Below are 13,619 nucleotides of genomic sequence, written 5' to 3'. Positions count from 1 at the left end.
CCTAGGTGGCTGGAAGCGGGGCACCTTGGGCGACAACCACGACCACCTTCTGAACTCCGGTAACGGAGCCATCACCTACTCGAGAGGTGAACACTCCCGTCGGGACACGGAGGACCAGCTCCGTCTGCTCATCTCCAGCGTCACGGACTACGCCATCCTGACGCTGGACGTGCGCGGCTACATCGCGAGTTGGAACCTGGGGGCGGAGCGCATCAAGGGCTACCTGGCCGAGGAAATCCTGGGCCAGCACTTCAGCCGCTTCTACCCGCCCGAGGACGTCGCCTGGGGCAAGCCCGAGTGGGAGCTGGAGTCCGCCATCCGGCTGGGCCGGTTCGAGGACGAGGGCTGGCGCATCCGCAAGGACGGGACGCGGTTCTGGGCCAACGTCGTCATCACCGCCCTCTTCGACGAGACGGGAGAGCTGCGCGGCTTCGGCAAGGTGACGCGGGACTTCACCCAGCGCAAGCACGCCGAGGAGACGCGCGAGATGGAGCGGCTGCGCGAGGCCCTGCACGCCCGCGACGAGTTCCTGTCCGTGGCCTCACACGAGCTGAAGACGCCGCTCACGCCCCTCCAGCTGAAGCTGTCCGCCATGCGCCGCACCGCCGAGAGCAACCCCGAGGCGCTCGTGGCGGACGGACGACTGGCCCGGGAGCTCGCCGCGGCGAGCGGTCAGGTGCGCAAGCTCGCCGACCTCATCGATGACCTGCTGGATGTGTCGCGCATCAACGTGGGCAGGCTCCCGCTGGAGCCGGCGCGCATGGACCTGTCCGCCCTGGTGCGGGATGTCACCACGCGCTACGAGGCCCAGGCCGCCGCCGCGGGGTGTCGCCTGGAGCTCGAGCTCCCCACCAGCCTGGAGGGGATGTGGGACCGGCGGCGGATGGACCAGGCCGTGACGAACCTGGTCACCAACGCCATCAAGTACGGCGCGGGCAAGCCCATCCGCCTGAGCCTGAGCGCCGACGACACCACCGTGGTGCTCACCGTGCAGGACGAGGGCATTGGCATCGCCCCCACGCAGCAGCACCGCATCTTCGAGCGCTTCGTGCGCGCCGTCTCCGAGCGCAACTACGGCGGCATGGGACTGGGCCTCTTCATCACCCACCAGATTGTCGAGGCCCATGGCGGGAGCATCCAGGTAGAGAGTCAGCTGGGACGCGGCTCGACCTTCACCCTCCAGATTCCCATGACGAGACTGCCGACGACGGGCGGCCCGGGGATGAGCACCCGCGCCTGAGCGGCGAGCGCGTCTTCCCGCGACACCAAGGCCCCGACGCGCCAGCCCTCGGTCGAGGCTGGCGCCGGACAGGCGTGAAGGCGGGGCCTGCTACTGGAAGCTCACCTTGCCGTCGCGCTGGTAGCAGACGTGCGGCGTGCTGTCCGTCGGGCGGACCGCCACGCTCGGACGTGAACCCTCCTGCACGGTGCCCAGTTGGGTATAGGTCCAGAAGCCCCGCGCATCCGGGGTGATGAGCTCCAGCTTCGTCCCATGGCGCTGGGCGATGAAGACCTTGCCTCCGCCGTAGGTCATGTCGTTCGAGTCGTTCTCGAAGTCGACCGGCGAGGTGGCCAGGGTGCTGGACGTGATGGGCGCCTTCACCGTGATGTCCTGCAGGGCGCTCCTCGCGCCGTCGACGCCGCCACTGGACAGGAGCAGCAGGTGCTGGCTCGGCCCCCAGACCGCGGAGAGCCACAACGTGTTCTCCAGCGTCACACCGTCCAGACGGGTGCGGTCGGTGGCCGCGCCGGGCCTCACGCTCACGTAGGTATCCGAGCTGGAGTTCGCATTGGACGGGATGTACAGCGTGCCCGAGGCGTCGAAGTTGACGTCGCCCATGAGGATCGACATGTTGTGCTGCGCGATGCCCCAGGTGCCCGGCGCCGTCCGGGTGGCGACGCGGACTCCCGTCCCGGCCGAGCCATCGCTGAAGACGACGGTGGGCTGCAGGCCCTGGTTGGGATTGAGCGCGACGCTCACCCGCGTATAGGACGTGCGGTTGGTGGGCTCGACTTCCTCGCGGACCCAGCTGCCATTGACGCGCGTGGCGTAGTTCATCCGCCAGTTGGCCGCCGTCGTGCCGGGCAGGCCCGGCCCCTTGAGATAGACGACGTGCGGCGTCCCGCTCGCCACGTCCAGCGTCAGGGCGATGTTCCAGTTCAACACGTAGGTGCCGCCGTTGTTGAAGCCCGGGCCATCAATCTGCTCCGTCGTCCACGTCGTGCCGTCCCAGGTCGCGTACCACAGCCCCCGGTGGGTCTCGTTCGTGTAGACGAGGTGCCCCTTGCCGGCGTTGTCGAAGGCCAGTTCGCAGAGCACACCCGTCACGTCCGGCCCCGCGTCCACCCCCGTCACCGGGACGACGACGGCGGAGGCCACCACGCTGAAGTTGAACGAGCCCTCGGCCGTCTTCCCCGACTCCGTCTCCACGGAGACGGACAGGGACGCCGTCCCCTCCTTCGGCAGCGTCCACGTGACGCGCTCGGCTTCGGCCGCGACGACGCCGGCGTTGGCGCTCCAGCGCACGGCCTTGAAGACCTCACCGGCGGCGGTGACCTTGAAGCGCTCCTGCGTCCCCTCGACATAGGGGCCCTCGCCCGTCTCGCGCTCGATGAGCAGCACCACCGTTCCGGTGCCGTGCGAGTCGATGACCTCCGCCTTCTTCTGCTCGCTGTCACACGCGGCGAACAGCGTCGTGCTGCCCACCAGGAGAATCCACGAAACCACCATCTTCTTCAGCATGACCCGTACTCCCCGTCGATGAGGTCCGACGAACCCCTGCCCGTCGGACCGGAGCCGTACTCGCTCCATGCAACGCATCAACGAGACGGCCTCACGGAAGTCTTATGAAAAGCGAGACATGCCGAAAGAAAGTCATGGAAGGAGCCCGACACAAGGGCGGGCGTGCCCTCACTGCGCGCCCTGCGCCTGCTGTCCTGGAGGTTGACGCCTGCCCGTGGGAGTGGAGACCGCCGCCTGGGTGTGGTCCACGAAGAGCAGCCCGTCATAGGCGGACGCGGCTCGGATGGACCGGGGCTGGATGGCCTTGCTGTAGACGGCACCATAATTGCGAGTGTACCGGGGCTGCAGGAAGAACTCCGCCGCGCCGCCGCCGCGCGGCAGGCTCCGCAGGTCGAGCGCGAACGCGGACACCTGAGCCTGGGCGAGCGTTCCATCGAGCCAGCCGATTTCCGCGGGAGGGAGGGTGTGGGCGGTGAGACCCCGTCGCGGCTCGTTCGGCTCACTCGGCACGTGCACGGCCTGGAACGCGCCCTGATTGAAGGCGAAGCCAAAGACATACAGTTGCTGACCGAGGGCCTCGCGCAGGTGCTGCCCCATGGGCGTCACCGCGTCGCGGCCCGTGGCGGCGACATGACCGTTGTGCGCCCAGAGCACCATCCGGGCCTCGAGGCCCTCGTGCTCGAGAATCCAGCGTGCGTTCTCCGCCATCGCCCGGTCCCGGAGGTTGTCATCGGAGAGCTGGCCCACGACGGTTTCGGCGAACTGACCAAGCACCCTCGCGTGGCGAGCCACCAGCGCCTGGGCCTTCGCGGAAGCCTTGCGTGGGGGGAGCTGACGCAGGCGGGCCTCGATGTCCGTGACGAGCCCCGCGAGCACCTGGCCGGTCTCCACCTTGCGAAGCGCGGGGCCCTGCCGCGGGTCGAGGAACGGCGCCATCGGCCCGGCGAGTCGCTGGTGGAAGGCGGGGTCCACCTGGGCGAAGAAGTCGAGGACGGCCCGCGAGGAGGCGGCGGTGGCCTGCATGTCCACGCCGTAGAACTTGAGCTTCCTGGCGTGGCGCGGGTCGGCGTTGTAGGCGCGCATCCACCGGATGAGGGCCAGCACCTCCTCGGTGTCCCAGGTCCAGAAGTAGAGGCCCGCGAGGCCCTTCGCCGGGTCGCCCTTGCCGGTGAGGACGTACTCGTTGAGCGCGAGCGCCTCTCCGAAGCTGGCTTCAATCGCGAAGACGGTGAAGCCCAGCTCCGTGGCGAGGAACTCCAGCATCCGGTGTTTGAGCTGGAAGAACTCGCGGGTGCCGTGTGTGGCTTCACCCAGTGCCACGATGCGGGCCTCGGTGAGCCACGGTTTCAGCGGTTGCAGGTCGGCGAACCCATGTCCCGCCTCCACCGAGGTGAGCGGCACCAGGGACTGCTTCACCCACGACACAACCTCCGGAGATGGCGGCGTGGTCTCCGGGAGCGCCAGCGCGGTGAAGTCCGTCACCGTCACGGACTTGTTGGCCGCGATTTCCAGCGAGCGCCCCATGGGCATGAAGCCCTCGGCGTGGACGGCGGCGCCATACCCGCCGACGGGCAGGGCCACCTCGTAGGCGCCGCTCGCATCCGTCTGGACGTAGAGCATGTCGCCCAGGAAATCGCTGTAGCGTCCCAGGAGCAGCCACACGCCCGCGAGCGGCTTGCCCGACTCCGACTTCACGCTCCCTCGGAGGACCTGCGTTGGCGGAGCGAGCACCACGTCGAGCTGGCGCGGGGCCTCGCTGGCCGTGAGCTTCACGTCCATGAGGAAGCCCGCCTCGTAAGCGGTCGCGCTGACGGTGAGGCCATACTGGCCGGAAGGCAGGTCAGCGAAGTGGAAGCGGCCATCCGGTCCCGTGCGCATGCGAGCCGCCGGGGGTGCGAGGTCCGGGTTCCAGTCCTCACGGGCGGGAACGAGCGCGACCACGGCGCCCTCCACGGGCGTGTTCGTGGCGCTCCGGACCCGGCCGTCCACCGTGACGGTGGCGACAGCGGGGGCTGCCTTCTCGGCGGGAGCGACCGAAGGGACCGGAACACGTGGCGTGCCGGAGCCGGCGCACGCGAGGGAAAGCATCAGGCACAGCAGGCGAAGGACTTTCATGCGGACCTCGGGACGGACGACGGGGGTGCGGCCAGGACGCGAAGGGCGCAGGAGGCCCAGCGCGTCGCCATGAAGCGACCTCGGGATGGACAACGCGAGTGCGGCTGGGACGCGAAGGGCGCACGAGCCCCAACACGTCCAACGTGAAGCGACCTTGGAATGGACGAGAGAGACTCGGCGGGACGCGAAGGACGCAGGAGGCTGAGCGCGTCGCCGTGAAGCGACCTCGGGATGGACGAGAGAGACTCGGCTGGGACGCACAAGGCGCGGGAGACCGTGCACGTCCGCCGCAAAGGGCATCAGGATGAAGCGGGGCGCGGGCCTCCTTGGGAGGAGGCGCTCACCGGTGACAACCGGCGACGGCGCGCGAGTGCTCGGATGAAGTCGGGTGCGGGGAACAGAACTCCCCCGCTCATCTCTCCGCTCGCAGCGGACCGCCGACGGTGACCGCTACGGCGAATCGTCCGCCAGGAAGTCGCTCGGGATGACGAAGCGCGTGACGACCGGTTCGACGACTTGGATGTCCGAAAGAGTGAGCGAGCCGAAGAGGTCGGACTCCTCACGGATGGCATAGCCCAGCTCGGCATCCACCCACTGGGTCAACGTGTCATGCGGAGCGTGGCTCCGGTGCCAACGTCGGGTGAGGCGTCCCTCGACGATGTCCTCCCCCTGGAGCACGCAGCCCGCCTGATTCTCCGTGCACCCGCCAGGAAGGTGCAGCGGAAGCCCCAGGTCCCCATCGTCGGTAAACACGTCGTAGGTGCGCGCCCTGACATCCAAATTCACCTGCTCATGGGTGTTGACGTCATAGAGGAGCACCAGGACCGAGGACCCATTCTCGGACTCCAGTCGGATGCGCCCACAGCGGGAGACGAAGATGCGGCTGCGCAAGGTGCGCCCGCCACTCCGGTAGGAGGCCACGGCGGTGAAGTCCTTGGGATAGACCACGCGCGAGCACACCGCCGTGGCGAGCCCTTGCGAGGACCGCGGGGGCAGGGACATCTCCAGCGGCACCCCCCACGCCCAGGCCGCGCCGGAGACCCCCAACGTCGCGAGCACACCCCCGACGAAACCCACGAGCCGGGCCTTCCGAGGCACCTCCAACACGGGCGACTGCCCCAGCAGCCGCCGCACCCGCGCCGCGAGCGGCCGTGCACCCGCGCCCAGCGCCAGCATCGAGCCCTCCTGCCGCAGCTCCTCGAGCCCCAGCAGCGCGCCGGAATACACGCGGACATCGCCACAGAAGCCCACCGCCGCGTCGTCGCAGCAGTGCTCTCGCTCCAGTCGCACCTGACTGGACAGCCAGCGCGCCGCCGGATGGAAGAAGAACAGCGCCTCCACCAGGCACTGCACGAAGTTGACGACGGTGTCATGGCGCCGCACGTGCGTCAGCTCGTGTGCCACCACCGCCTCCAACTGTTCCCGGGTGAGTCGCTCATCCACGCCACGCGGGAGCACGAGCACCGGCCGCACCAGCCCCAGCACCAACGGAGAGGGCGCGACAAAGGACTCCCGCACCTCCACCCCGCGGCGCAGGCCCAGCCGCTCCGCGACGTACGACACCGTCAGGCGCACCGACGAGGAGGCCGGCCTCGCGAGGCGAACCAGTCGCCGCGTCATCCGCCACCAGCCCAGGGCGAGGCGCAAGAGCGCCACACACGCCCCGCTGAACCAGAGACCGCCCAGCACGATGGGCCACGAGATGTCGAAGGCCACGGGCTCCGTCGCCGCCTGGGACGCCGGGCTCGGGAGGGAGGCTCCCGCGAGCGCCTGGGAGTCCTCGACGATGGACGTCACGCGCCCGCTCACTCCAACGTCCAGCGGCGCCGGAACGGAGTCCGGGGACGACAGCAGCAACGTGACCACGGGCGCGAGCACGAGCGCGGCCAGGGCCAGACACCCCACCGCATAACGAGCCCGCGCCGAGCGGCGCCGCAGCAACCACAGCGAGGCGGCCGCGACCAGGGCCACGACGCTCGTCTGCCACACGCCATGGACCAGCCACAGGGCCACACCTCGCCCCCACTCCGCCATCAGCCAGGCGGGGCTCATCACTTCTCCCCCTTCTTGTCCGCGTCCAACAACCGGCGCAGGTCCTCGAGCTCCTCCTTCGATGCGGGCTTGAGCGACAGCGCCTGCACGGCGAGCGCACCCGAGGAGCCCCCGAAGACGCGGTCGAGCAGGTCCTTCACCAGCTGACGCTTGGTGCGCCCCTCCGCGACGCTCGCGGCGTACACGTGGCTGCGCGAGCTCTCGTCACGGCTCACCAACCCCTTGGCGGACATCACCTGGAGCTGCTTGAGCGTGGTGGTGTAGCCCGCGCTCTTGCCGTCCTCCCGCCCGAGCGCCTCGTGAACATCGCGCACGGTGCTGGGACCGCGCTTCCACAGCACGCCCAGGATGGCGAGCTCCACGTCCGTGGGAATGGCATCCGTCGTCATGCCATCTAAGTACGACGTCAGTCGTATGTTGTCAACGATGCACGTCGTACTTCCGCGAGTCGTTACTCCGCGACGACTTCTTGCGAGGGGCCCTTCGCGCCATGGGCGGAGATGCATCTGCCGAAGTCGAACGGCTGCTGCGGGGTGAGCGTGCACCGGGACAGGTCACCTCCGGAGTCTCGCTCGCACTCGGGCAGCCGTCCCTGGTTCGCGTCCCGGGTGGCATCCCAGCCCGACAGGCAGCCCAGCTGGTGCTCTCGCGCGAACTCCACCAGGCCGCGCTGGTGCTCCAGGGTGAACTCCCGTCCATTGGGATGACGCCCGAACATGGGGCACGCCCCCAGGCGCCGCCACACCTTCGCCGCGTCCCACCGAGGGAAGGCCGCGGAGACATGCGCGTGCATGCCCCGGAGCGCGTGGACACAACACTCCAGTGCATCAACCGGTGCCGACTGCCCGAACTCCATCAGCAGGCCATTGATGAGCGAAGGCTCGATGCCCGCGGAGGACAGCTTCTGGAGGAAGCGCACCCCACCGTCGTTGAAGCCCACCAGCGAGCCCGGCGCGCCGTCCGCGGGAAGCGTGTAGGAGAGCTTCAGCGTGGGGTAGACGGCGAGCAACTGAGAGAGGGCCGCGAGGTGGCGCACCTGTGCGTCCTCGTCATGGAGGAACGCGCCCTCGAAGTCGAAGTCGAGATGGCGGACTCCGTAGTTGCGAAGGACAGCCGCGTAGGTCGCGACAAGCGTCGCCACCTCGGTCTCCTCGGCCTCGAGGGGCATGTTCGACGCGCCACCAAAAGACAGCACCACCGTGCCGCCGCTTCGACGGAAGGCTTCGATGTCCCTCTTGCCGTAGTCGGAGACCGTCGCGTCCCCCGAGTACGACTGGCCATCCTCCGAGTCCACCAGGGTGGTGTTGCCACCCCAGGACACCGCCCTGGCACCCCCGTCCGGTCGCGCCACGAGGAAGCCGAGGAAGAAGCCATCCAGGCCGGCCTCTCTTCCGTACTCGGACACGCGCGGCGTGGGCCACGACGTGTAGTCCACGAACGGGGCCCGGGGCACGTCCCAGTCCCCCGCGTCCGGCGGCGCGGCCGACGTGCGAATCTTCACCGTGTCCGAGGACGCCGACACGTTGTCGGACACATCCAGCGCCACCACGGAGACCTGGTACTCGCTCCCCGCCGACAGGCCCATCAGGGTGATAGCCGGCCGCGTCGACGAAAGCGTCTGGGCCACACCGCCGCCCACCTTCGAGTACGTCACGCGGTAGCCCGCGACGGCGACATTGTCCGTGGACGCGTCCCACCCCAGGGTGACGAGTGCGGAGCCCACGAGGGTTGCGCGCACCCGCTTGGGCGTCGTCGGAGGCTCGCTGTCTCGAGGAGGGTCCGCGGGGCGCCCGTTGACGGTGAAGTCGCGGGGGAGCGGCCCCAGGTCCTGCCCCTCCCCCCGCACCGACAGCCGGAACTCCGTCGAAGCGCGTGGAGGGATGACGTTGCGTTCGGCCACGAGCCGACCGGACACCACCTCCCCGCTGCGCGTCCAGACCAGCCCGTAGTTGTTCTGGATGACCTGCTTCGCCTCCACCTTGAAGGTGATGACGGGGTTGACCACCACCTCGTCCGACAGGTTCAGCAACGTCACCTTGAAGGTCGACCCCCAGGGACCGCCGCCTGACACCCACTCCGGACGCGCCACCACCACCAACGTGTTTCCCACCATGCCGACGGTTGTGCCGGATGCGCGGCGGGCACGACATTGCCCACGGGTTCCTGCCCCTTGTCTCTCAAGAGACAGGGTCCGGAGGAAGACGCGAAGCGCCCCGCACGGACACCGCGGGGCGCCTCCATGCCTCCAGCGTCCTACGGACGACGCTGGGCGAGCAGCCACTCGTAGAGGTTCGGGGTCTGCCAGGCGGCCCCCGTGTCATACGCGCGCCCCCAGGCCCCGTGGCCGACACCGGCATAGACGGAGACCTTGAGCGAGGGCGTGGGCGCGCAAGCGTTGAGTCGGTCCACGAACTGCGAGGCCGTCCAGCCCCAGTCCTGGTCCACCGCGCCGTAGAACATCCAGGTCTTCACACCGGCCTGGGCGATGTAACAGGTGTTCGTGGGGACATTGCCCAGGTCCGGCGCCCAGACGACATCGCCGTAGTGGGCGCCATCCGTGGGCGCAATCGCGGCGAGCCGCTGGGCATTCGCCAGGGAGAACTCGGGGAAGGCCGTGGTGCCGAAGCCGCCGAGCGACAGGCCCGTCAGGTAGATGCGCTTGGGGTCGATGCGGTGGTTGGCCAGCGCGAGGTCCAGCATCCGCTCCACGTGGTACGGGTGCCACCCGGAGGTGCTCGCCGAAATCTGGGGCATCAACACCACGAACGACTCCGTCACCCCGTTGACGACGTACTCGAGCTGCGCGCCGTCCTTGATTTTCAAGGGCAGCGCCGTCTCCAGCACCTTGGTCAGCTCCGTCGTGCCGTTGCCTCGCTGGCCCAGGCCGTGGAGGAAGACGATGAGCGGCCACTGGCGGTTGGGGTCCACGTTGTAGCCAGGCGGCAGGGACTCGTAGTAGCCGATGGTCGTGTTGTAGAGCTTGGGCACGGTGGTGGACCGCGCGGTGAGTGTCCGGGGGGTGGAGATGACGGGCGGTGCGTTGCGGCGCTGCCTCAGCAGCCACTGGTAGAGGTTGGAGGCCTCGGGCGCCGTCGGATTCGTCGCACGGCCGATGACCCAGTGGTCACCATCCGCGTAGCGCGTGTACTTCGGCGCGGGGTCCGGAGCCGGTGAGCAGGCATTGAGCCCGTTCACCGCGCCATCCGTCGTCCCCACGCCGACCGTCTGGTCATCCACCGCGTGGAACGCCCACACCGCGACGTCCTGGTTCGCCAGCCGGCAGAGCTGCGACACGCCGCCCGAGGTGTGCACGCGCCCACCGGCCACCGGCGCAATCGCGGCGACCTGGAGCGCGTTCGCGTCCGAGCGCTGCGGGAAGGTCCACGTCTGGAACGCGCCCAGCGAGTAGCCCACCAGATAGACGCGGTCCGGGTCGACGCGGAGGTTCGTCCGGGCCGTGTCGAGCATGGCCTGGGTGAAGAAGTCCTGCCACTCGCCATAGGACTCGTGCAGCTGCGGCTGCAGGACGATGAAGGACTCCGTGACGCCGTTGTTCACGTACTCCAGTTGCGCGCCCGTCTCCACGGGGATGCTGGTGCCCAGGATGATGGGCAGGCTCTCCGGCGTGCTGCCGCGCTGGCCCAGGCCGTGGTGGTAGACGATGAGCGGCCACTTGCGGGTGGGGTCCGTGTTGTAGCCCCGGGGCAGCGACTCGTAATACTGGATGACCTTGCTGTTGGCCGTGACGGCCTTCTGGGTGACGGTGCGCTGGAAGGGCGAGCCGGCGCCGGTGCTCTGCACCACGGACACACTCACGTCATCGGCGGCGCTGGCGCCCTCGCTGTCGGTGGCGGTGAGGCGGAAGACGTAGGTGCCCTGCACCAGGTTGCTCGCGACCAGCGGGCTCCACGGGCTCTGGTAGATGCGCGCGGTGTTGGGGCCGGAGACCTGCGTCCACTGGAAGGTGATGGCCTGCCCTTCCGGGTCCGTGCCCGCTGGAGGAATGGCCACGGTGTTGCTGGGCAGCGGCACCGTGCGGTCCGCGCCGGCGTTGGGAACAGGGGGACGGTTCACCACCACGCCGTCGTGCTCGATGAGTTCGAGCACGCCCAGGTAGCCATAGATGGCGCCCGGCTTGAGCGACACGGTGACCTCCAGCGCGCCAGCCGACGGGGCCAGGCCCGTGAGCTCGGCGATGCTGTTCACGTTGTTGCGCGCCTGCAGCTCCACCGACTGGGCGCCGATGGTGAACACCGTCGTCCGGTCCGACGTGAGGTCGTCGGTGACGCGCGAGGCGAACAAGCGCACCGAGTACGTCCCGTTCACCGCGAGCCCGGAGATGCGCACCTTCGCCAGGTCATCGAGCGTGCCCATGTGGTTGCCGATGAACTGCGAGTCCTGCGTCGCCGTCGCCGGATAGAGCGCGCTGCTGGTGGTGCCGTTGCCGTTGTTGGCCCCCGTCCAGCCCTGCCAGAAGGAGTCCGTAATCTGGAGCGTCAACCCGGACGAGACACCCGCCGAGTCCACCAGGTTGTTCAGCGTCGTCCCCGAATGGCCCACCGTGACGTTGTTCCAACCAGGCGTCGTGGAGATGTCCGCGCCGAAATCAATCAGGAACCGTCGCTCGGCGGCCATCGCCTGCGCCGCGAACAACACCTGAAACAACGTGAGAGCGACCGCGAGACCACGAAGCCCGGGCACGGCCCGGCGGGAGAAAATCATGATGGAAACCCTCCTGGGGGAACCATCATGCTATCCGGACACAGCTAGTATTTCATGTTTTACAGCTATGCGGCTTCATGCGACACCGCTACACATGCCACGGTATTGAAACGTGAGAACCCCGCCGCCCTCTTACTGAGAGACGACGGGGTCCAGGTGCTTCGAGGGAGGTGATGGGCTACTTGTCCCGCGACAGGATGACGACGCTGTACGGGCCCAGGTTGTTGAGGGAGCCGCTGGCGGGCAGGCCGTCCTTGCCGTTCCACTTGCCGCCTACGTCGAAGCTCTGGGCATTGCCGAAGTCGCCGGAGTAGCCCTGCCAGTCGCTGTTGTAACGCACCTTCCACGTGCCGTCGGAGGGCAGGCCCAGCTCGTAGTTGGAGAGCTGCTTGCCTCCGAAGTTGACCACGACGATGGTGTCGTCGCCCGGCCCGCCCTTGTCCCAACGGTGGAAGGCGATGACCTTGTCGTCGTTGTTCACGTGGTGGACATTGACGTTCTCCCCACGCAGGCCCGCGGTGTTGTCGTTCCAGTTGCGCCGGAGCTTGATGAGGTCCGTGTACGCCTGGTTGATGCCGGCGAAGGACTCCTTCTTCTGCCAGTCGAGCGGGTCGCCGTCCTGGAAGTGGCCGTCCTCGAGGAACTCCTGGCCCTGGAAGAGCATGGGAATGCCAGGGCTGGTCATCGTCAGCGCGGCGCCGATGAGCGAGCGCTTCTTGGCGTGATAGCCACCGGAGTCCCAGCCGCCCACCTCGCTGGGCAGCCGCTGCTTGCCATTGGCCACCTCGTCGTGGCTCTCCGTGTAGATGACCCGCTGGGTGGCGTTGCCGTTGTATTTGAAGCCAATCGCGCGGGCGACGGCGTTCATGTCGCGCTCCGCGTCGGAGAAGGCCGTCAGCGCCGTGCGCACGGGGTGCACGAAGTTGGAGTCCCACTGGCTGTCGAAGTTGGCGCCGTCCGGATGCGTGAGGCCGCCCTCGTTGCCCAGGTCCTCGGCGATGATGATTTTCTGCGGGAACTCGCGGTTGACGGCGTCGTTGATGTCCCGGAGCAGCTGCCAGCCCTGCGGGTTGTCCGCGCCGCTGGCCTGACGGATTTCCTTGGTGGCATCCAGCCGCAGGCCGTCCATGTGGTAGTCGCGCAGCCACATCATCGCGTTGTCACGCAGGTAGTCGCGCACCTCGGGGCGGCCGTAGTCCGGCCGGGTGTCGCCCCACGGCGTCTTCGCGCGCCAGTCCGTGTAGAAGTAGCTACCGCCCTTGCCGTACGTCTCGCCGTCGAAGTCCCAGTGGGGCAAATCGCTGGGCCCCAGGTGGTTGTAGACGACGTCCATCACCACGCCGATGCCGCGCTTGTGCGCCTCGTCGACGAAGCGCTTGAGGTCCTCGGGGCTGCCGTAGGCGCTCTCCGGCGCGTTGGGGAAGGCGGGGTTGTAGCCCCAGCTGAAGTCGGCGGCGAACTCGGCCGAGGGCATCAACTCCACGACGTTGATGCCCAGGTCCTTCAGGTGGTCCAGCTTGTCGATGGCGCTTTCCCAGTTGCCGGGGCCCCAGCCGGGTGAGTCGTTGAACGTGCCCACGTGCATCTCGTAGATGACCGCCTCGTTCCAGGCCGGCATCTTGAACTCCCAGTCGTGCTTCCACTCGTAGGACTTGTGGTCGACGATGACGGAGTTGCCCGTGGAGTTCGTCACGTCGTTGGCGCGAGGGTCTCCCTTCCAGCGCCAGTCGCCGTGCTTGCCCTGGATGACGTACTGGTACTGCTCACCGGCCTTGGCGCCGGGGACGTCCAGGGAGAAGTTGCCGCTCGGCTCGCGCTGGAGCTCCACCGACTCCCAGTTGCTGAAGTCACCGGCCACCTGCACGCGCTGGGCGTTGGGCGCCCACACGCGGAAGGTGCTCCCGCCGTCGTAGGGAATGGCGCCCATGCCCGGACGACTGGAGGGCTGGGTGGGCATGGGCACGGCGGTGGCCCGGGGCAGCTCCGC

At 68.4% G+C, this 13,619-nt stretch carries 8 protein-coding genes; 1 reads left to right on the top strand and 7 read right to left on the bottom strand.

The genetic code is table 11. From position 1 onward, the window contains the following. The first annotated feature begins 25 nt into the window (after positions 1 to 25). A complete protein-coding gene (locus HR086_RS07145) occupies positions 26 to 1,240 on the top strand; it encodes a HAMP domain-containing sensor histidine kinase (protein WP_254626222.1) in 1,215 nt (404 codons plus the stop codon). A gap of 90 nt (positions 1,241 to 1,330) precedes the next feature. Here HR086_RS07145 and HR086_RS07140 read toward each other — a convergent pair whose 3' ends face one another. The 7 genes from HR086_RS07140 to HR086_RS07110 all read right to left on the bottom strand — a co-directional run bounded on the left by HR086_RS07140 (position 1,331) and on the right by HR086_RS07110 (position 13,613). Beyond that, positions 1,331 to 2,743, bottom strand: a complete 1,413-nt coding sequence (locus HR086_RS07140) for a hypothetical protein (RefSeq protein WP_174462736.1) — start codon at positions 2,741 to 2,743, stop codon at positions 1,331 to 1,333. Positions 2,744 to 2,911: 168 nt separating this feature from the next. Further along, positions 2,912 to 4,858: an erythromycin esterase family protein gene (locus HR086_RS07135; protein ID WP_174465190.1), complete on the bottom strand. Its 1,947-nt coding sequence runs from the start codon at positions 4,856 to 4,858 to the stop codon at positions 2,912 to 2,914. A gap of 450 nt (positions 4,859 to 5,308) precedes the next feature. After that, positions 5,309 to 6,910 carry a M56 family metallopeptidase gene (locus tag HR086_RS49155; protein WP_174465189.1) on the bottom strand — a complete coding sequence of 534 codons (1,602 nt, stop codon included), beginning with the start codon at positions 6,908 to 6,910 and terminating at the stop codon, positions 5,309 to 5,311. After that, positions 6,910 to 7,299, bottom strand: coding sequence for a BlaI/MecI/CopY family transcriptional regulator (locus HR086_RS07125; RefSeq protein ID WP_141645248.1), 390 nt, complete (start codon positions 7,297 to 7,299; stop codon positions 6,910 to 6,912). The genes HR086_RS49155 and HR086_RS07125 overlap by 1 nt, the downstream gene beginning before the upstream one ends. 62 nt (positions 7,300 to 7,361) lie before the next feature. Continuing rightward, positions 7,362 to 9,023 (bottom strand): fibronectin type III domain-containing protein, encoded by a 1,662-nt coding sequence (locus HR086_RS07120; protein ID WP_174465188.1) that lies wholly within the window; start codon positions 9,021 to 9,023, stop codon positions 7,362 to 7,364. A 140-nt stretch (positions 9,024 to 9,163) separates the two neighbouring features. Further along, positions 9,164 to 11,632 carry a hypothetical protein gene (locus tag HR086_RS07115; protein ID WP_174465187.1) on the bottom strand — a complete coding sequence of 823 codons (2,469 nt, stop codon included), beginning with the start codon at positions 11,630 to 11,632 and terminating at the stop codon, positions 9,164 to 9,166. 178 nt (positions 11,633 to 11,810) lie between these two features. Continuing rightward, positions 11,811 to 13,613, bottom strand: a complete 1,803-nt coding sequence (locus tag HR086_RS07110; RefSeq protein ID WP_373564268.1) for an alpha-amylase family glycosyl hydrolase — start codon at positions 13,611 to 13,613, stop codon at positions 11,811 to 11,813. Between the last annotated feature and the right edge of the window lie 6 nt (positions 13,614 to 13,619).

Origin of the sequence: Myxococcus sp. CA039A, from assembly GCF_013336645.1 — a bacterium.
Classification (GTDB): Bacteria; Myxococcota; Myxococcia; order Myxococcales; family Myxococcaceae; genus Myxococcus; species Myxococcus llanfairpwllgwyngyllgogerychwyrndrobwllllantysiliogogogochensis.
Note: the sequence above shows the minus strand (reverse complement) of the source record. Positions and strands in the feature narration are given on the sequence as shown.